This window comes from Streptomyces sp. NBC_01384 (assembly GCF_045040035.1).
GTDB lineage: Bacteria > Actinomycetota > Actinomycetes > Streptomycetales > Streptomycetaceae > Streptomyces.
The window spans coordinates 1,026,952-1,046,132 of record NZ_CP109559.1 but is presented as its reverse complement, the minus strand read 5'-3'; the positions used below and the strand labels follow the sequence as shown (position 1 = coordinate 1,046,132).

Genomic DNA, 19,181 nt, shown 5'->3' with positions numbered 1-19,181 from the left:
CGGGCGGGAAGGAGAACACTCGCATGATCATCGAAGTGACCGTCGACGAACTGGCCACGCTCATGAAGAAGGCGGCCGGAGTCACCGTCGACCCCCAGGATCTCAAGCACGCCTCGGACTCACCCTTCGGCACCCTCGGCCTCGACTCGCTCGGCCTGCTCGGCATCGTCGGCGAACTGGAGAACCGGTACAGCAAGCCGCTTCCCCCCGACGCCGAGCGCTGCAAGACCCCCCGTGAATTCCTCGACCTCGTCAACAGCACCCTCAAGGCTGGAGCCTGAAAGTGGCCGGACACACCGAGAACAGCATCACCATCGACGCCCCGCTCGATTTCGTCTGGGACATGACCAACGACATCGAGAACTGGCCGCGGCTCTTCAGCGAGTACGCGTCCCTCGAGGTGCTCTCCCGCGAGGGCGACACGACGACCTTCCGCCTGACCATGCACCCGGACGACAACGGCAAGGTCTGGAGCTGGGTCTCGGAGCGGACCATGGACCGCGCCAAGCGGACCGTCCGGGCCCGCCGCGTCGAGACGGGCCCCTTCGACCACATGAACATCCGGTGGGAGTACAAGGAGACCCCGCAGGGCACCCACATGCACTGGGTACAGGACTTCGCGATGAAGCCCGAGGCCCCGGTCGACGACGCCTGGATGACGGACAACATCAACCGCAACTCCCGCGTCCAGATGGAGCTCATCCGGGACCGGATCGAGAAGGCCGCCCGCGACCGTCAGAACGCGCCGATGCCCGGCTGACCGCCGGCTCAGGAAGGACACCCGAATGCACCACGCCCTGATCGTCGCGCGCATGGCGCCCGACTCGGCCCCGGCGATCGCCGATGTGTTCGCCGCCTCCGACCGCGGTGAACTCCCGCACCTGATCGGCGTCAAGCGGCGCAGCCTCTTCCAGTTCGGTGATGTGTACATGCACCTCGTCGAAGCCGACCAGGACCCGGCGCCCGCCATCGCGAAGGTGGTCGGGCACCCCGAGTTCCGGAGCATCAGCGAGCAGTTGTCGACGTACGTCAGCGCGTACGACCCGAAGACATGGCGCAGCCCCAAGGACGCCATGGCGCACTGCTTCTACCGCTGGGAGCGGGACGCCGCTTCCTGAAGCGAGCGCCCGGACACGGCCCGAGGCCGCCGACCCCGCGCAGGACGCGGAGCCGGCGGCCTCGGGCCGTCCCGGGTCAGCGGGGCTGTTCCCGACTGCCGGGCCGCTTTGCGACTAGCCGGGGATGGTGCACTCGAAGGCGTGCAGATACGGGTTGACCGGCCGGAACTCGTCGATGACCAGGCCCGCGTCCGTCAGCCGGTCGACCATGCTCTGCCGGGTGTGCTTGGCACCGCCGACGTTGAGGAGGAGCAGCAGGTCCATGGCCGTGGTGAACCGCATCGACGGGGTGTCGTCCACGAGGTTCTCGATGACGACGACGCGGGCACCGGGCCGCGCCGCCTTGCGGATGTTCGACAGCGCCCTGCGGGTGCTGTCGTCGTCCCACTCCAGGATGTTCTTGATGATGTACACATCGGCCTGGACCGGGATGTCCTCGCGGCAGTCCCCGGGCACGATGCGCACCCGCTCGGCGAGCGAACCGCCGCCGCGCAGGCGCGGATCGGCGTTCTCCACCACGCCGGGCAGGTCGAGCAGCGTGCCGTGCATCCCGGGATGCTTCTCCAGCAGACTGACCAGGACCTGCCCCTGGCCGCCGCCGATGTCCGCGACCGAGGACACGCCCCGCAGATCGAGCAGGTTCGCCACGTCCCGCGCCGACTGCTCGCTGGACGTCGTCATGGCCCGGTTGAAGACGTAGGCCGACTCCGGGGCCTCTTCGTTGAGGTAGTCGAAGAACTCCCGTTCGTACACGTCCTCGAAGACGTTCCGGCCGGAGCGCACCGCCTCGTCGAGCTTCGGCCAGACGTTCCAGGTCCACGGCTCGGTGCACCACAGGACGATGTACCGGAGGCTGTGCGGGTCGTCCTCGCGCAGCAGCCGGGACATCTCCGTGTGCGCGAAGGTGCCGTCCGGGAGCTCCGTGAAGACCCCCTGGCAGGACAGTGCGCGCAGCAGCCGGCGCAGGGTCTTCGGCTGGGTCTTCACCGCCGCCGCCAGGTCGTCCACGCTCATGGGCGTGTCGTCCAGGGCGTCGGCCACACCCAGGCGGGCGGCCGCGCGTACGGCTGCGGCGCACGCCGCTCCGAAGGCGAGCTCCCGCAGCCGCATGGGCGGCGGGGGAGCCGGATCAACAGTCGTCATTCTCTTGCCTCGCTTCTGAGGTCGTGCTGGAGGGGGAGGGGCAGTGGGAAGGGGCAGCGGGAGCAGCGGGAGGGTGCGCTGGGAGGGGTCAGCACATTCCGGCGGGCTCGGAGCGCGCGCACATGTTGCCGTGGAAGGTGTTGCCCTTGCCGGGGTCACGGTTGGCCAGATCGGCCTTGCCGTTGCGCACCACCACGTTGTCGCGGATCTCGTTGCGCTGGCTGAGGGCGCCCACGAAGCTCTTGAACAGCACGATGCCGCCCGACAGCGGGGAGGTGCCCACGTTGTCCTCGACCGTGTTCTCCGCCACCAGCGAGTCGTCGGCGCCGGTGAGGACGATCCCAGAGCCCTGCAGGAAGGGCAGGCGGGGGGTCTTGGGGCAGAACTTGTTGTTGGCGTGGATGTAGTTCCGGCGCACGCCCACCGCTCCGACGTGCGGTTTGTTCTCGTCCCCCACCACGAACACCGCGGCGCAGTTGCCGGTCGCCTCGTTGTGATCGATGGTCAGGTTCCGCAGCCGCCGTACCGTGATGCCGATCCGGTTGCCGGCCAGACGGTTGTGGGTGACCACCGTCCCCTTGGAGTCCCGGGCGCCCTCCTCGGTGCCCACGGTGTTGGACAGGAACAGTCCGGCGTCGCCGTTGTTCTGGGCGATGTTGTGGCGGAACACCCCGCGGACGGACCGCTCCTGGGCGATGCCCCACTGGCCGTTCTTCTCGGAGGTCACTGCCTGGACCGTCAGCCGATCGGTCCCCGACGCCCACAGGCCGTGCTTGGCGAAGCCTCTGAGCGTCAGTGAGCTCACGGTGACGCCCTTGACGGGACTGCGGTCCGTCCCGATCACGCAGATGCCGCTGCCGGCCTTGGCGCAGGTGCGGTCACCCGAGGACGCGCCGGGCACGATGACGGTGGCACGGGCACCGGAACCGCGCAGCGTCAGGTTCGGCACCGTGACGCGGACGCTCCCGTGGTAGGTGCCGGGGGCGAGGAAGACGGTGTCCCCCGGGTGTGCGGAATTCACGGCCTTTTGGATCGACTCGCCGGGTTTGACCCAGTGCACGGTCCCGTGGTCGGCCGACGGGGCGGCTCCCAGCCCCGACGCCACGACGGCCGCGGTGCAGACGAGGTAGGCCATCTGTCGTTTGGTCATAGGCCGAAGCTATGAGCGGCCGTTCCGGCCCGCCACCGCTGATCACCCAGGTGGACCGCCGGTGTCACCTCCATGGGGACGGTACGCGACCGCCCCGGCCGAAAGATCCGGCCGGGGCGGTGCGATGGTGGCCCGTGGGTCGCCGACGGTGTGTCAGGCGAGGGTCGCGAGCGTCTCGTTCCAGGTCGTCGACGGGCGCATGACGGCCGCGGCCTTGGCCGGGTCGGGCTGGTAGTAGCCGCCGATGTCGGCCGGCTTGCCCTGAACGGCGAGCAACTCGTCGACGATCGTCTGCTCCTGCGCGGTCAGCGCCTCGGCGAGCGGGGCGAACGCCTTCGCCAGGTCCGCGTCCTCGGTCTGCCCCGCCAGCTCCTGCGCCCAGTACAGGCCCAGGTAGAAGTGGCTGCCGCGGTTGTCGATGCCGCCGACGCGACGGGTCGGCGACTTGTCCTCGTTGAGGAAGGTCGCCGTCGCGCGGTCGAGCGTGTCGGCGAGTACCTGGGCGCGCGCGTTGCCCGTGGTCTGCGCGAGGTGCTCGAAGCTGGCGGCGAGGGCGAAGAACTCGCCCAGGCTGTCCCAGCGCAGGTAGTTCTCCTTGACCAACTGCTGGACGTGCTTCGGGGCGGAGCCGCCGGCGCCCGTCTCGAAGAGGCCGCCGCCCGCCATCAGCGGAACGACGGAGAGCATCTTGGCGCTGGTACCGAGCTCCAGGATCGGGAACAGGTCGGTCAGGTAGTCACGCAGCACGTTGCCGGTGACGGAGATCGTGTCCTCACCGCGGCGGATGCGCTCCACGGAGAGCTTGGTGGCCTCCTCCGGGGACAGGATGCGGATGTCCAGGCCCTCGGTGTCGTGCTCGGGCAGGTACTGCTTGACCTTCTCGATGAGGACGGCGTCGTGCGCGCGGTCCTCGTCCAGCCAGAACACCGCCGGGTCGCCGGTCGCGCGGGCGCGGGTGACGGCCAGCTTCACCCAGTCCTTGATCGGGGCGTCCTTGGTCTGGCAGGCGCGGAAGATGTCACCGGCGGAGACGACCTGCTCCAGGACGACATGGCCGGCCTCGTCGACGAGACGGACCGTACCGGTGGTCTGGATCTCGAAGGTCTTGTCGTGGCTGCCGTACTCCTCGGCCTTCTGCGCCATCAGACCGACGTTCGGGACCGAGCCCATCGTCGACGGGTCGAAGGCGCCGTTGGCGCGGCAGTCGTCGAGGACGACCTGGTAGACGCCGGAGTAGCTGCTGTCCGGCAGGACCGCGAGGGTGTCGGCCTCCTGGCCGTCCGGGCCCCACATGTGGCCGGAGGTACGGATCATCGCCGGCATCGAGGCGTCGACGATCACGTCGGACGGAACGTGCAGGTTGGTGATGCCCTTGTCCGAGTCGACCATCGCGAGGGCCGGGCCCTCGGCGAGCTCGGCGTCGAAGGACGCCTTGATCTCGGCGCCCTCGGGCAGGGCCTCCAGGCCCTTGAAGATGCCGCCCAGACCGTCGTTCGGGGTCAGGCCGGCCGCGGCGAACGCCTCGCCGTACTTCGCGAAGGTCTTCGGGAAGAAGGCGCGCACCACGTGACCGAAGATGATCGGGTCGGAGACCTTCATCATCGTGGCCTTCAGGTGCACCGAGAACAGCACGTCCTCGGCCTTGGCGCGGGCGATCTGCGCGGTGAGGAACTCGCGCAGCGGCGCGACGTGCATGACGGACGCGTCCATGACCTCACCGGCGAGGACGGGTACGGACTCGCGCAGCACGGTGGTGGAGCCGTCGTCGCCCGCCAGCTCGATACGGAGCGAGCCCGGCTCGGAGATCACCGCGGACTTCTCGGTGGAGCGGAAGTCGTCGGCACTCATGGTGGCGACGTTCGTCTTCGACTCGGACGACCACTTGCCCATGCGGTGCGGGTGGGTCTTGGCGTAGTTCTTGACCGAGGCGGGGGCGCGGCGGTCGGAGTTGCCCTCGCGCAGCACCGGGTTCACGGCGGAGCCCTTGACCTTGTCGTAACGGGCGCGGATGTCGCGCTCCTCGTCCGACTTCGGGTCGTCCGGGTAGGCCGGAAGTGCGTAGCCCTGCTCCTGCAGCTCGGCGATCGCGGCCCTCAGCTGCGGGATCGAGGCCGAGACGTTCGGCAGCTTGATGATGTTCGCCTCGGGCGTCTTCGCCAGCTCACCGAGCTCGGCGAGGGCGTCGGGAACGCGCTGACCCTCCTCGAGGAACTCGGGGAAGAGCGCGAGGATGCGCCCGGCCAGCGAGATGTCACGGGTCTCCACAGTGACACCCGCCTGCGAGGCGTACGCCTGGACCACCGGCAGGAACGAATACGTCGCCAGGGCCGGGGCCTCGTCAGTGTGCGTGTAAATGATGGTCGAGTCAGTCACCGGGTGCTCCGCTCCACGTCTGCAACATTGCTCGACATCAAGATATCTCGTGAGCGCCCCCGGCTCGACAGGGGTCCGCTCCCCGGCCGCAACCGATCGGGACGGCAGAGGCACGAGGAAGCGTCCGCGCCGTGCGGGTAGGCGGCCGAGGGTCGCATTCGAACAGGTGGACGAAAAGCTGCGGGTCACGCCCGTCCGGACCCTGCCGGAGCACGCCCTGAACCTGGTCTGTACGGGACGATGACGCCCCGTATGCCGAACCACCCCGACTGGACGGTCACTCCCGTGACGCCGAGCCTGGTCGCGCCCCGCAACCGCGAGCCCGGCCACTACCCTGACTCGACGGCCACCCTCCGACACCCGGTGTGCGCGGGGAACCGGGCGGACGTGTGCCGCCCGGCTCTACCTCCCCGCCGTGGCCTCGCGCTGGTGCGGGATGCCCACTTCGAGGAGCTCCGCCCCACCCGGCTGCAGCGCGACCGTGCGCGTGGGCGCCGGAATCCGGATGCCCTCGTCCCGGTAGCGCTTGTGCAGGCGCTTGATGAACTCGTGCTTGATCCGGTACTGGTCGCTGAACTCGCCCACGCCGAGGATGACGCTGAAGCTGATGCGGGAGTCGCCGAAGGTGTGGAAGCGGACGGCGGGCTCGTGGTCCGGGACGGCGCCGGCGATCTCGGTCATCGTCTCGGCGGCCACCTCGATGGTCACCCGCTCGACGTGCTCCAGGTCGCTGTCATAGCCGACGCCCACCTGCACGATGAGGGTCATCTGCTGCTCGGGGCGGTTGAAGTTGGTCATGTTGGTGCCCGCGAGCTGACCGTTGGGGATGATGACCAGGTTGTTGGAGAGCTGACGGACCGTCGTGTTGCGCCAGTTGATGTCGACGACATAGCCCTCCTCTCCGCTGCTGAGGCGGATGTAGTCGCCGGGCTGGACCGTCTTCGAGGCGAGGATGTGGACGCCCGCGAACAGGTTGGCCAGCGTGTCCTGCAGTGCGAGCGCGACCGCAAGACCGCCCACACCCAGGGCCGTGAGCAGCGGCGCTATGGAGATGCCCAGCGTCTGCAGCGCGACGAGGAAGCCCATCGCCAGCACCACGACCCGGGTGATGTTGACGAAGATGGTGGCCGAACCGGCGACACCCGACCGGGACTGCGCCAGCGACCGCACCAGCCCGGTGATGACCCGGGCCGCGGTGAGCGTCGCGACGAAGATGAGGGCGACGGTCACGACCTTGTTGACATTGCGGCCGACCGGAGCCGTCAGCGGAAGCACCGCGCCCGCCGCCGAGACACCCGCGGCGATCGCCCCCCAGGGAACGAGCGTGCGCAGGGCGTCGACGATGAAGTCGTCACCGCTCCAGCGGGTGCGCGAGGCGTGCTTGCCCAGCCAGCGCAGCAGCATGCGCGACAGGAAGGCCGCCAGCAGACCCGCCGCCACGGGGATGCCGGCCATCATCAGATCGTCCAGGGTGAGGGAGTGTTTCACCGGCCGCCTCCCGCGCGACCGAGGGGAAGGCCCATGGGCCGGATGTGCTGAGTCGTCACTTGCCACCTGCTCGAATCCGGGAACGCACGATCATGCCCGGACGCGTGTTCGTCATCCGGGGCGACCGCTCATCCTGCCGTACTCGCGCGTACATCCGGCACCTGGCCCGCACGATTCCGGCACACCTGCACACCCGTCACCGGGCCCGTCGGGACCCGCCCTTGACCGAGTTCGCACAGCCGGTGCCGCGACTTGCGGCAGTGCGCCGCGCGCACCCGCGCACCACGGTGCTCAGGGTCGAACTCATGAGCCTATGAAGAAATGACCGACGCAACGGCAGCAGCGACCGTCCCGGTCGCGGAGGCACGCGACCGGGCCACCTGGACGGAGCTCTTCTTCGATCTGGTGCTCGCGTTCGGCGTCAGCCAGATCGCGCACCTGCTCGCCGGCCATCCGAGCTGGCCGGCGCTCGGCCGGTGTCTGCTCGTCCTGATCCCGCTCTGGTGGGCCTGGGTCGATGTGGTGATGGCGATGAACGCCGTGCACGAGACGAACACCCAACGGATCTTCCTGCTCCTGTCGGGCCTGGCGACGTACGGCATGGCCGTAGCCGCGCCGCACGCGCCGGCCGTGCGCGAGGAGGCCCTGCTGTACGCCGGAAGCTATCTCGCCCTCCGCCTCCTGATCGGAGAGGCCATCCGCAGAGAATGCGCCCTCTACACCATCCACCCCTATCGCGCGGGCCTCGGCTTCGCGCTGGTCCTGTTCTGCACAGCGGCCCTTCCCGAGCCGTGGCGCACGGTCGGCTGGGTTGCCGCGGTCCTGGCGGAGATCGCCGCGCCGCTCGTACTCAGTGGCCATCTGCGGCAGTTGGCGTTCGGCGTGAACCATCTGCCCGAACGGTTCGGCCTGTTCGTGATCATCGCACTCGGTGAGAACGTCTTCTCCGTCGGCGCGGGCGTCGCAACCGGTCCCATGCGGGCCACCCATCTGACGGCGCTCGTCCTCGCGTTCCTGACCGGCTGCGGACTGTGGTGGCTCTACTTCCACCTCGCGGCCTCGGCCATCGCGCACGCCCTGCGCACCCACCCGACCCCGTCGATCGTGGTGCGCGACGTACTGAGCTACGGCCATCTCGTCCTGGTCGTCGGCCTGTTGCTGGTCTCCGTCGGCGCCCAGCGGGCGGTACAGCACCCCCTGGGCGAGGCACACGGGATCGCCGCCGGACTGCTGCCCGGCGGCGCGGCCCTGTTCACCCTCACCTTCTGCTACACGCGCCGCCGGATGTTCGGCGCCGCGTCCAAGACCCGCTTCTTCGGTGCGCTGGCCCTCTTCGCCGCGGCCGGAGCGGCCGGGCATCTGCCCCCGGTGGCCACCGTGGGTCTGACCGCCCTGCTGCTCGTCCTGATCAACGTGTGGGAGCACTGGCTCCTCAGCTCGGGCCGGGGCGTCCCGCTGATCCTGCGGCAGCGCTCCTTCAGGCGGTAACCGGCAGGGCGACACCCGTCAGGGACTCGCTGAGGACCCGCAGCCGTGCGCGGGCCTCGGCGTTGTACGCCTGGGCGCCGGCCCGTGCCCGCCGGTCGCGCGCGAAGTACGCGCCGGTGACTCCGTCGAGCGCAGGGTCGGTCACCAGGCGCAGGGTATGGCGCATGCCCTCTTCCAGGGTGCTCTGCGGAGGAAAGAGGTCGGCCACCATCTTGGTGGGCATGGACGAGGCCGGGTGCAGGGCGTTGACCGTGACGCCGGCCGGGGCCAGCCGCTCCGCGAGGTCGAACGTCAGGCTGATCTGGGCCAGCTTGGCCTGGCAGTACGCCCGCACCCCGTCCCAGCGCCGCTCCAGCATCACGTCGTCGAAGTCGACCGGGGTCTGCCCGGCCGCGCTGACGCTCACGATACGGGCCGGCGCGGAGCGCACCAGCAGGGGTGCGAGCAGGCAGCTGAGGACGTATGTCGCCAAGTAGTCCACCTGAAAGGTGAGTTCCAGTCCGTCCCGGCTCTCCCGGCGGGCCAGGGCCACACCGATGCCCGCGTTGTTCACCAGGACGTCGAGCCGGTCGTACGTCGACAGGACCCGGTCGGCGAGCGCGCGGACGTCCGCCAGCGAGGCGAAGTCGGCGAGTTCGTACGTCAGGTTCTCGTTGCCGGTGTCGGCGCGTAATGCGGCGAGCAGTTCCCGGCCCTTGGCGGGACAGCGGCCATGCAGGATCAAGGTGGCTCCCTGGGCGGCGAGTTCACGGGCCAGGGCGCGGCCCAGGCCGTCCGTCGCGCCGGTGATGAGGACGGTCCGGTGGGTGAAACCGGTCATCTGTGAGACTCCTTCGGGGTCGATGACGAGGGCACGGAGGGGTGCGGGAGGGGCAGTCCGTCCGCACCGACCGCGGCGTCGTCGGCGGCGTTCCGGTACTGGGGCAGGAGGCGGACCGGCGGGCCGGTACCAGGGTCAGGAAGCGGACTGGCGGGCCGGGGCGGGGGAGTTCGCCGGCCGCGCGGAGGCGGCGGCCGCCAGGGGCCGCCGCGCGGACAGGGCCAGGAAGACCATGGCCGCCAGGACACAGGCCACCCCGCCGAGCGGAAGCGCGGTCGTGCCGTGGGCGAGGAGCAGTCCGCCGAGGGCGCCGCCGGCCGCCTGGCCCGCGTAGAGCGCGGACGCGTTGAGCGACAGCACGACCTGGCCCTGCGCTCCCGCGGCGGTCAGCAGGCGCTGCTGCTGGGCCGGGTTGAACATCCAGCCCACCAGCGACCAGCCCGCGACGATCAGGCACACCGCCACCGCGGTGGCGGTGTTGTGACGGCCGAACAGGCCGGTCAGGGCCAGGCCGCCGAAGGCGACGGTCAGGCCGGCCATGGCGACCGCGGCCACCCGCAGTGGGGGGACCCGGTCGATGAGGGTTCCGGCGAGCAGGTTGGAGATCACGGCCGCGACGCCGAAGGTCAGATACACGACGGTGACGGCGCCGCCGTCGATGCCCGCGGTCCGGTCGGCGAACCAGGCGAGGTACGTGTAGATCGCGAAGACACCGCAGACGGCCAGGGCCGTCGCGGTGAGGGTGGTCGGGACCGTACGGATACGGAAGGCCGAGACGCGCTCACGCAGGGACGCCGTACCGCCGGCGGGGAGGGGACCGAGCGAGCGGCTCAGCCCGAACAGGGCGAGGGCGCCGAGGAGCGCGACGAACACGAAGGTGGTCCGCCACGCGAAGCCGTGCGCGATGAGGGTGCCGAGGGGCACGCCGAGCGCGTTGGCCAGCGTCAGGCCGCCCAGGACGGCGGTCAGGGCCCGGCCGCGCTCCTCGGGAGCGGCGATGGCCGCGGCGCTCGCTGTCGCGGCCGGCGTGTAGAGGGCGGCGGCGAGGGCGGCCAGCACCCGGGCCACGATCATGATTCCGTAACCGGGGGCGAGCGCGGCGAGGAGGTTGGCGAGGACGAACACCGCCAGGGCGATCAGCAGAATCCTGCGGCGGCACAGCGTGCCGGTCGCCACGGCGAGGACCGGCGCGCTCACGGCGTACGCGGCGGAGAACACGGTGACCAGCAGCCCCGCGGAGCCCATCCCGACCGAGAGGTCGTGGCCCACCTGCGGCAGCACACCGCTGACCACGAAGGCGTCGGTGCCCAGGGCGAAGGTGCCCAGGGACAGCAGGAGGACGGGACGGCGGGCCCGTCCGCCCGGCAGAGCGGCGTCCAGAAAGCGAGCGCGCATCGGATGACTCCTTCGGCCTGGCCCGACCGGATCTCCGGGCGGGCGCTGGGTGGTGGAGCGTCGTGCGCCCGGGGTTGGCCGGCACCCGGGCGCACGGCGTCGGATCGGCGGGCACGGCGTGGGGACCGCGGCGGCGTCGTGTCGGGATCGGCGCGGCACCGCCTCAGGCGGAGCTCGCCGCGCCGTTCCAGCCCGGCATCCGATGGCCCAGCCGGCCGAGCAGGGTGGCGAGATCGTCGACGGCCCAGCGTTCGGCGAGCAGGCCGCCCGCCACCCGCCACCGCTCGTGCGTGTACCACTCCAGCTCGTTGCCGGTGGGGCCGATGTCGAGGAAGGTCCTGACGTGCCGTTCTCAGCCCTTCCGGTGGGGGAAGAGAGGGGGCGACGGTCCGGCCGCGGCCGGACCGTCATGAGTTGGCTACCCGAAGCCGGCCCACGCCGGCGGGTGATGGTCCACGGCGCCCGCACTGCGCCAAGTCCGCCCCCGCACTGTCGCGAGGCGGTGGCGGCCGGACCGCCCCCCGCCGGTCCGCCGGGGGCCGGCGGGACAGTTGACGTAGTGCCACCGGGGAGGGGCCGCAATACGGTCGGCCGGCCCGCGCGGCCGACTGCGGCTGTGCAACAGCAACCACAGTGGTGGGTCTCGGAGTTGCCCCTCGACATGCGGGAGGGGCGGCACCGTGGATGAGACCCCCCTCCCCAAGGAGTATCTGTGACCAGCCAGACCGCACCAGCCAGGCAACGATCTGTTGCCTCCTCCTCCGGTGGGCGGCCGTGGGCGGCGCTCGTCATCCTCGCCGCCGCTCTGGCCCTCGACTCCGGCAGCGTCGCGGTCATCAACTCGGCGCTGCCCGACATCGGGCGCGACATGAACATGAGCGAGGCCACCCTGCAGTGGACGATGACGGCCTACGCCGTCGCGTTCGCCGGTTTCCTCCTGCTCGGCGGCAGGGCCGCCGACGTCCTCGGCCGCAGGCTCTGCTTCGGTGTCGGCGTGGGCCTCTTCGCCGTCTCCGCGGTGTGCGCCGCCGTCGCCCCCGACACCGCCGTGCTGATCGCCGCGCGCGCCGGACAGGGACTCGGCGCCGCGCTGTCGGGCCCGGCCTCCCTGGCCCTGGTGACGCAGCTGTTCCCCGAAGGGCCGCAGCGCAACAAGGCGCTCGCCATCTACACCTCGGTCGGTGCGTCGAGCTTCAGCATCGGTCTGATCCTCGGCGGTGTCCTGACCGACGCCTTCGGCTGGCGTTCGGTCTTCATCGTCAGTACGGCCATCGGCACGGCCGTCCTCTTCTCCGTGCGGGCCACCCTGCCCGCCAGTGTCCGCCGGCCCCAGTCGCTCGACGTCTTCGGAGCGGTCGTGGTCACCGCGGGCCTGGCCCTCGCCGTGTTCGGAGTCAGCCGGGCGTCCACCGAGGGATGGGGCGCCACGGATGTCGTCGTCGCCCTGGTGGCCGCGGTCGTCCTGCTGCTGGTGTTCGTGCTGTGGGAGCGGCGCACGGCGAGCCCCCTGCTGCCCCTGAGCATCTTCCGCTCCGGCCCGGTGCGCGCGGCGACGCTCACCGCCGTCACCTTCTTCACCGCGCTGCTCGGCATGCTCTTCCTGGCGCCGCTGTACATGCAGGGAATCCTCGGGTACTCGCCGCTGGAGTCCGGTGCGGCGATCGTCCCCATGGGCATCCTCGTCATCGTCTCGGCCAACACCGCGGGGCGTTTGATGGCCCGGGTCGGCCAGCGTCCGCTGATGGCGCTGGGTCTGCTCCTCATCGCCGTCGGCGTGGGTGTCCTGTGGGCCCGTGTTCCGCTGGACGGCAACTACTGGGTGGACATCCTGCCCGGGGTCGCCGTGATGAGCGTGGGCCAGGGCATCGCGTTCGCGGCCATGACCGCGGCGTCCATGACCGGGGTCCCGCAGGAACAGCACGGAGTCGCCAGCGGCTTCAACGTCACCGCCCAGCAGGTCGGCGGCAGCATGGGCGTCGCCGTCCTCGTCACCGTGGCCAACGCGTTCACCGACGGGACCGGCGCCGCGGACATCCTGCGCGGATACCACGCGGCCTTCATCACCGGTGGCGCCGTCGCCGCGGCCGGCGCCCTGGTCGTCGGGCTCTCGGCGCTGGGCCGCAAGGGGCGCGCGGACGCGCTTCAGCCCACCGAAGCCGGCTGAGCGACCCGGGCAGCTACCTTGGGCACCCTCCGGCCCACCCGAGACCCCGCCGTCCCCCCGGCGCGCGGGGTCTCGCGGGCTGTTCCGGTCCCACCGAATCCATGCCTCACAACGGACAACACACAGCTTCACGGGAGTTCTTGATGGCAGATCAACTCACCGGCGCCACAGGCTCGTTCCTCGTCATCGGCGGCGCCGGACGCACCGGCCGCCGGGTGGCCGACCGCCTCGTCGGCAGGGGACACGGGGTCACCGTCGCCAGCCGTCGCCCGCGCCGCGTCCCCGACCGCGTCACCGCCCTCACCGTCGACCTGGCCAAGGGGTTCGACCCGGCGCTGCTCACCGGCCTGGCCGGCGTGGTCGTCTCGGTCGAACCGCCGTCGGACAGCGCGGGCGCCGACGCCCTGCTGCACCAAGGAGTGGAGACCCTGGCCATCGAGGCCGCCAAGAGCGATCTGCCGGTCGTCCTGGTCTCCTCGATCTATTCGACCCGCGCCCACGAGCACCCGGAGTTCGCCGGGATCATCCGGGCCCGGGCGGCCGGCGAGGAGGCGCTGCGCCACAGCGGTACGCCCTACACCATCGTCCGCCCCGGCTGGCTCACCGAGTCCGCAGCGGTCGGCGTCCGGCTGGAGCAGGGCGACACCGGAGACGGTTCCGCCAGCCGTGACGCGGTGGCGGACGCCGTGGTCGAGGCGCTCTTCAGTACGGCGGCCCGGGGCAAGACCTTCGAGCTCTACGACGATCCCGGCGCCCCGGCACTCGGGTGGCCCACGGCGTTCGCCGGGCTCGACACCGATGCCCGCTGACCGTCCCGTCGCGGTGGTGACCGGCGCCAACCGCGGCATCGGGCGGGAAGTGGTCCGGCAGCTCGCGGGCCACGGCCACCGTGTGGTCCTCGGCTCCCGCGACCTGGTCAAGGGGCGCGAGGCCGCCCGGCGCATCGACCCGGGCGGCGAGCGGGTGACAGCGGTCCAGCTCGACGTCTCCGATGACGCGAGCGTCACCGCCATGGCCGACTGGGTCACCCGGCAACTGGGCCGTACCGATGTGATCGTCAACAACGCAGCGATCCTCTACGACACCTGGGCCCAGGCCCGTTCCGCCGATCTCGACTCGGTCAGACGGGCGCTGGAGACCAACCTGTTCGGAGCGTGGCGGGTCACGACGGCGCTGCTGCCGCTGTTGCTGCGCAGCCCGCACCCGCGGGTGGTCAATGTGAGCAGCGAGGGCGGGTCCCTGCAGGCGATGAGCGGCGGAACCCCCGCCTACAGCGTCTCCAAGGCCGGGCTCAACGCGCTCACCCGGCTCCTCGCGGGTGAGCTGGGCCGGCAGCGGGTGCTCGTCAACGCGGTCTGTCCGGGCTGGACCGCCACCGACATGGGCGGCGGCGGCAGACCCGTCGCGGAGGGCGCCGCGGGGGTCGTCTGGGCCGCACTGCTGCCCGACGGCGGACCGAGCGGAGGCTTCTTCCGGGACGGCAAACCGCTGCCCTGGTGACGCGAGAGTACGGCGGCCGACTTGGCGCAGTGCGTGCGTGGGTCCTTTCGTTTCTTGCCGGGCGCGTGGCGAATTCGTGTACTGAATTCACGGCGGTATTCGAGCGGTTGGTCACTCCGCCGGAATCGACTGTGCGTCGGCACAAGAAGTCCGTACAAGAAGTCCGTACAAGAAGTCGAGACAAGAAGGAGAAGTCGGATGGCTTTGACGATTACGTCGAACACCGATGTCGTACAGCGCATGTACGCGGCTTTCCACGCAAGGGACCTGGAGCAGCTGCGCAATGAGGTGTACGCGCCGGACATCACCTGGTTCATGCCGGGCCAGCACCCGCTGTCGGGCCTGCACGAGGGCATCGACGCGGTGATGGCCTTCAACGCCGCCCTCGCGAAGGCGGGGATCGTGGTGGACAACCTGCACCTGGGTGAACTGGACGACGGCACGGTCGTCGAGAAGCACCTGGGGCACGGCTTCTCGGGAGGCGTCGAGTACCTCTTCCCGACCTGCACGTCCTACCGGGTGGCGGACGGGAAGATCGCCGAGGTGCGGGTGCACGCCGGCGACCCGCACGCGGTCAACGAGTACATGTGGGCGCAGTACAAGCTCAAGGAACTCCCCGACCGTCTGGCGGACGGACAGGTCTGACAAGGAGGGGGTAACTCGACCATGCCTGAGACCACGACGCCGCGACGCCTCGCCATCATCGGCACGGGGCGGATCGGCATGGCGGCCGGCCGTCTGTGGATCGCCGCCGGCCACACGGTCGTCTTCGGTTCCCGCCATCCGCAGGAGCGCGCCGAGGAGATAGCGGGCCTCGGGGAACGCGCCAGTGTGGTGCTCCCCGCGGAGGCGGCCGCGGCCGGGGACATCGTGCTCCTCGCCGTGCCGGGCGAGACCGTCGACGCCCTGGTCGACGAGATCGCCGGCCTGCTCGCGGGGAAGATCGTCATCAACGCGACCAACCAGCTCGCCTACATCGGCGGGCGCTGGCTCTCCGCGCTGGAGCCCGGCCTCACCGAGGGCCGCAGGATGGCGCGGCTGCTGCCCGGCAGCACGGTCGTACGGGCGTTCAGTCATGTGCCCGACGAACTGCTCTGGCCCCGGGGCAGCGAGCAGGCCACCTACTGGGCCATGGCCGTCGCGGCCGACGACGAGGAGGCCGGGGAGATCGTCTGCTCCCTCGTCCGCGACGCCGGCTGGGTTCCCGTGCACCTCGGGGGCCTCGACGACTCGGCCGCCCTGGACCCCGGCGGATCGGTCTTCCATCTGTTCTACAGCGAGGCCGAGATGCGCGACGTGGTGGGTCTCTCGTCGGCCGCTCGGTAACAGCGTCGATCGGTGGCGTCAGTCGACGGCGTCAGTCGGTTCCGTAAAGCGCTCCCCATCAGCCGGTGCTGATGGGGAGCGCTTTTTCGCGCGCTGACAGTACGAAGGCGGACTTGGCGCAGTGCGGACAGTCGGCCGGAATTTTCTTGTCCGGGATCCCGCGTGTTTGTGTAATCAATTCACGGCGGTGTTCCGGACGTTGGCCATTCCGCCGGAATCAGTTGTACGCCGAGCTGAGAAGGAGTGGACGGATCTCATGACGGATCTCATGGCGAAGAAGAGCGATGCCCTGACGGTGGAGCGCGTCGAGGCGGCCTACGGCGCGCTCGGCACCGGGGACCGGGTGGCCATCGAGGAGTTCTGGGACCCCGAGCTCACCTGGCAGGCCGCCGGCTGCTCGCGGGTCTCCCGCACGTACCGGGGACTGGACGAGTTCATCGGCTTCCTCACGACGATGGGCGAACTGTCCGGCGGCTCCCTCGCGATGGACTTCGTGTCCATCCTCGTCGGCGACGCAACGGCCGTCGCCCTCACCCACAACACGGCGACGCGTGCGGACGACCCCGCACGGCGGATGGACATCGAAGAGGTCCACTTCCTGAGCTGGCGGGACGGCCGGATCGTCTCGGGCCGGGGCGCCATGCTCGGCGGCGGCACCGCCGAGTTCGAGGAGTTCGTCGCCTGAACCACCGTGCGGCGGTGCGCGGACCAACCGACACCCACCGCCAACCCATCGACACCGGGAGGCCGGAGTGGACACCAGGGATGTCATCACGAGGTACTACGAGCTGGCCAGCCAGGGGGACTGGGCGTCGTTCGTCGACCTGTTCGCCGTCGACATGGTCCTGGACGAGCAACTGGCCGGACATGTCGAGGGCCGGCAGACGCTCAGCGAGATGCTGGCCGGATTCCCCGACCTGTACGCGTCGTTCACCAACGCGCCCCGGCACGTGGTCGTCGACGGCGAGCAGGCCGCGGTCGTCTCCCACATCTCCGCGACGACCCACACGGGCGACGCGATAGAGGCCGATGTGGCGAACTACTTCCGCGTGGTCGGCGGACGCATCACCTACCTGGCCAACTTCCACGACACGGTGCCCTTCCGCGCCGTGGTCCCGGGCTGACACCGGAGCGGAGCATGGACGCATTCGACTACGTCATCGTGGGCGCGGGCACCGCCGGATCCGTGCTCGCCAACCGGCTCACCGAGGACCCGGACGTACGGGTGCTCCTTCTGGAGGCCGGCGGCCCGTGGATACCGGCGGCCGTGGACGCCGCCCCGCTCTGGGTCACGCTGCTGGGGACCGAGGTCGACTGGGGCTACCGGACCGTGCCGCAGCCCGGACTCGGCGGCCGGGTGGTGTACGAGCCGCGCGGCCGGATGCCCGGTGGCAGCAGCAACATGTACATCATGATGCACGTCCGGGGGCACCCCTCGGACTTCGACAACTGGGAGCGGCAGGGCGCGGCCGGCTGGTCGTACGCCGATCTGCTGCCGTACTTCAGGAAGCTGGAGTCGCAGGAGGACCCGGTCGACGGCGTCAGCGGGACCGACGGTCCGCAGGCGGTCACCAACGCGGGCCTGCACGCGCCCAATCCGTACTCGCGGATCTTTCTCGACGCCTGCGCCGAGGTGGGACATCCACAGACCGCGGACTTCAACGGCGGCCGGATGCTCGGCGCGGGCTGGCACCACCTCGACGTGGTGGACGGCCGGCGGCGCGGAGCGCTCCAGTCCTACCTGGAGCCGGCCCTCGACCGGCCCAATCTGACCCTGCGCACCCATGCGCAGGCCACCCGGCTGGTCTTCGAGGCCGGCCGCTGTGTGGGCGTGACCTACCAGGTGGCCGACCCGGTCGCGGCGCGGGGCGAGGGCCGATTCCTCGCCGTCGAGCCGGGGACCGCGCCGGGCGAGTACACCGTGCGCGCCGGCCGCGAGGTGCTGGTCTGCTCCGGGGCGATCGAGTCGCCCAAGCTGTTGCTGCTCTCCGGCATCGGACACCCCGCGCGGCTGCGCGAGCACGGTCTGCCGGTGGTCGCCGAGGTGCCGGGCGTCGGGGAGAACTTCCACAACCACGTGCTGACCGGGGTGATCGCCGAAACGATCGAGCCCGTGGACCCGCCGACGCAGAACATGTCGGAGTCCGCGCTGTTCACCACGTCGAGGCCCGGCCTTCAAGCGCCCGATCTGCAACTCGGCTTCGTCCACGTGCCGTTCGACATCATCGTGGGGCAGCAGCACCCCAACGCCGTCAGCATCGTCCCGGGCGTCGTCCAGCCGCTCTCGCGCGGCTGGATCCGACTGGCCGGCGCCGATCCGCTCGCCAAGCCGCTGGTGCACCCGAACTACCTGGGAGACCTGGCCGACATCCGGCGCCTGGTGGCGGCGGTCGAGCTGTCCCGCGAGATCTTCGCCGCCTCGCCGTTCGCCGCCGTGCTCAAGGGAGAACTCTGGCCGGGGCCGGACGTACGCAGCGAGGCGGAGCTCGTCGCGTTCGTACGCGCGCACGCGGACAGCTACCACCACCAGGCCGGCTCCTGCCGCATGGGCGTCGACGACGACTCCGTGGTCGACCCCCGGCTGCGGGTGCACGGAGTGAGCGGCCTGCGGGTGGTGGACGCCGCCGTCATGCCGACCGTCCCCTCGGGCAATCCGCACACGGCGATCGTCGCCGTGGCCGAGCGGGCCGCCGACCTCATCAAGGAGGACCGAGGTGCCTGAACCGATCGAACTGCGGTGGTCGCACGCCGGGCTCAACTGCCGGGACCTGGAGGCGACCGAGGACTTCTACCGGACCTGGTTCGGCTTCGAGCGCGCCCGGTCGGTACAGCTGGGCGACGACCGCGTGGTCTTCCTGCGCAACGGCGACGCCTATCTCGAACTCTTCACCGCCTCCGCCGAGCCCGCCCCTTCCCCCACGGGGGACGGGCCGGGGGAGCCGGGCAGCATCCGGCACCTGGCGTTCCAGACCGACGACGTACAGGCCTTCCTGGACCGGGCCCGGGGAGCCGTGCCCGTCTCCCTCGGCCCGCTGGAATTCGACGACTTCATCCCGGGCTGGCGCACCGTCTGGGTGACCGACCCCGACGGTGTGGTGGTCGAGGTCAGCCAGGGCTACCGCGACGAGGAACAGCCCGCTCAGCACGGTCACTGATCACGGGCTACCCGACTACCCGACCACCCGAGCACCCGAGCACCCGAGTACGTCAGGAAAG

General features: G+C 70.6%; 19 protein-coding genes. 13 read left to right on the top strand and 6 right to left on the bottom strand.

Going from position 1 to position 19,181, the window contains the following annotated elements; genetic code table 11:
- The first annotated feature begins 23 nt into the window (after positions 1 to 23).
- From OG747_RS04520 to OG747_RS04510, 3 genes are read left to right on the top strand one after another with little or no spacing between them, the layout of a single operon-like run.
- Complete coding sequence (locus tag OG747_RS04520; RefSeq protein ID WP_405877987.1) at positions 24 to 281, top strand: phosphopantetheine-binding protein; 258 nt, start codon at positions 24 to 26, stop codon at positions 279 to 281.
- 2 nt (positions 282 to 283) lie between these two features.
- Positions 284 to 760 carry an SRPBCC family protein gene (locus tag OG747_RS04515; protein WP_405877986.1) on the top strand — a complete coding sequence of 159 codons (477 nt, stop codon included), beginning with the start codon at positions 284 to 286 and terminating at the stop codon, positions 758 to 760.
- A gap of 25 nt (positions 761 to 785) precedes the next feature.
- Positions 786 to 1,118: a TcmI family type II polyketide cyclase gene (locus OG747_RS04510; protein WP_405877985.1), complete on the top strand. Its 333-nt coding sequence runs from the start codon at positions 786 to 788 to the stop codon at positions 1,116 to 1,118.
- 114 nt (positions 1,119 to 1,232) lie between these two features.
- Here OG747_RS04510 and OG747_RS04505 read toward each other — a convergent pair whose 3' ends face one another.
- The 4 genes from OG747_RS04505 to OG747_RS04490 form a co-directional block, all read right to left on the bottom strand.
- A complete protein-coding gene (locus OG747_RS04505) occupies positions 1,233 to 2,261 on the bottom strand; it encodes a methyltransferase (protein ID WP_405877983.1) in 1,029 nt (342 codons plus the stop codon).
- An 88-nt stretch (positions 2,262 to 2,349) separates the two neighbouring features.
- On the bottom strand, positions 2,350 to 3,411 hold the full coding sequence (locus tag OG747_RS04500) for a nitrous oxide reductase family maturation protein NosD (RefSeq protein ID WP_405877982.1): 1,062 nt from the start codon (positions 3,409 to 3,411) through the stop codon (positions 2,350 to 2,352).
- A 153-nt stretch (positions 3,412 to 3,564) separates the two neighbouring features.
- The gene (locus OG747_RS04495) at positions 3,565 to 5,784 is read right to left on the bottom strand and encodes an NADP-dependent isocitrate dehydrogenase (RefSeq protein ID WP_405877980.1); all 2,220 of its coding nucleotides are present in this window, start codon (positions 5,782 to 5,784) and stop codon (positions 3,565 to 3,567) included.
- A 402-nt stretch (positions 5,785 to 6,186) separates the two neighbouring features.
- Positions 6,187 to 7,272 (bottom strand): mechanosensitive ion channel family protein, encoded by a 1,086-nt coding sequence (locus tag OG747_RS04490; RefSeq protein WP_405877979.1) that lies wholly within the window; start codon positions 7,270 to 7,272, stop codon positions 6,187 to 6,189.
- A gap of 321 nt (positions 7,273 to 7,593) precedes the next feature.
- On the opposite strand from OG747_RS04490, the gene OG747_RS04485 reads away from it, so the two are divergent.
- The gene (locus tag OG747_RS04485) at positions 7,594 to 8,760 is read left to right on the top strand and encodes a low temperature requirement protein A (protein WP_405877978.1); all 1,167 of its coding nucleotides are present in this window, start codon (positions 7,594 to 7,596) and stop codon (positions 8,758 to 8,760) included.
- On the opposite strand, the gene OG747_RS04480 is transcribed toward OG747_RS04485, so the two are convergent.
- Together OG747_RS04480 and OG747_RS04475 are read right to left on the bottom strand one after the other, a co-directional pair.
- Positions 8,750 to 9,580, bottom strand: coding sequence for an SDR family NAD(P)-dependent oxidoreductase (locus tag OG747_RS04480; protein WP_405877976.1), 831 nt, complete (start codon positions 9,578 to 9,580; stop codon positions 8,750 to 8,752). The genes OG747_RS04485 and OG747_RS04480 overlap by 11 nt on opposite strands.
- Positions 9,581 to 9,715: 135 nt before the next feature.
- Positions 9,716 to 10,975, bottom strand: coding sequence for an MFS transporter (locus tag OG747_RS04475; protein WP_405877974.1), 1,260 nt, complete (start codon positions 10,973 to 10,975; stop codon positions 9,716 to 9,718).
- Positions 10,976 to 11,687: 712 nt separating this feature from the next.
- Here OG747_RS04475 and OG747_RS04470 point away from each other — a divergent pair.
- The 9 genes from OG747_RS04470 to OG747_RS04430 all read left to right on the top strand — a co-directional run bounded on the left by OG747_RS04470 (position 11,688) and on the right by OG747_RS04430 (position 19,120).
- On the top strand, positions 11,688 to 13,139 hold the full coding sequence (locus tag OG747_RS04470) for an MFS transporter (RefSeq protein ID WP_405877973.1): 1,452 nt from the start codon (positions 11,688 to 11,690) through the stop codon (positions 13,137 to 13,139).
- A 143-nt stretch (positions 13,140 to 13,282) separates the two neighbouring features.
- On the top strand, positions 13,283 to 13,948 hold the full coding sequence (locus OG747_RS04465) for an SDR family oxidoreductase (RefSeq protein ID WP_405877971.1): 666 nt from the start codon (positions 13,283 to 13,285) through the stop codon (positions 13,946 to 13,948).
- Positions 13,938 to 14,639: an SDR family oxidoreductase gene (locus tag OG747_RS04460; protein WP_405877969.1), complete on the top strand. Its 702-nt coding sequence runs from the start codon at positions 13,938 to 13,940 to the stop codon at positions 14,637 to 14,639. Before OG747_RS04465 ends, OG747_RS04460 begins: the two co-directional genes overlap by 11 nt.
- A 198-nt stretch (positions 14,640 to 14,837) precedes the next feature.
- Positions 14,838 to 15,284 carry a nuclear transport factor 2 family protein gene (locus OG747_RS04455; protein WP_405877968.1) on the top strand — a complete coding sequence of 149 codons (447 nt, stop codon included), beginning with the start codon at positions 14,838 to 14,840 and terminating at the stop codon, positions 15,282 to 15,284.
- A 21-nt stretch (positions 15,285 to 15,305) separates the two neighbouring features.
- Positions 15,306 to 15,965, top strand: a complete 660-nt coding sequence (locus tag OG747_RS04450; protein ID WP_405877966.1) for an NADPH-dependent F420 reductase — start codon at positions 15,306 to 15,308, stop codon at positions 15,963 to 15,965.
- Between the two features lie 256 nt (positions 15,966 to 16,221).
- Positions 16,222 to 16,650, top strand: coding sequence for a nuclear transport factor 2 family protein (locus OG747_RS04445; RefSeq protein ID WP_405877965.1), 429 nt, complete (start codon positions 16,222 to 16,224; stop codon positions 16,648 to 16,650).
- Positions 16,651 to 16,717: 67 nt separating this feature from the next.
- The gene (locus OG747_RS04440) at positions 16,718 to 17,089 is read left to right on the top strand and encodes a nuclear transport factor 2 family protein (protein WP_405877963.1); all 372 of its coding nucleotides are present in this window, start codon (positions 16,718 to 16,720) and stop codon (positions 17,087 to 17,089) included.
- Between the two features lie 14 nt (positions 17,090 to 17,103).
- Positions 17,104 to 18,687 carry a GMC family oxidoreductase gene (locus OG747_RS04435; protein ID WP_405877961.1) on the top strand — a complete coding sequence of 528 codons (1,584 nt, stop codon included), beginning with the start codon at positions 17,104 to 17,106 and terminating at the stop codon, positions 18,685 to 18,687.
- Positions 18,680 to 19,120, top strand: a complete 441-nt coding sequence (locus OG747_RS04430) for a VOC family protein (protein ID WP_405877959.1) — start codon at positions 18,680 to 18,682, stop codon at positions 19,118 to 19,120. The genes OG747_RS04435 and OG747_RS04430 overlap by 8 nt, the downstream gene beginning before the upstream one ends.
- Positions 19,121 to 19,181: the final 61 nt, after the last annotated feature.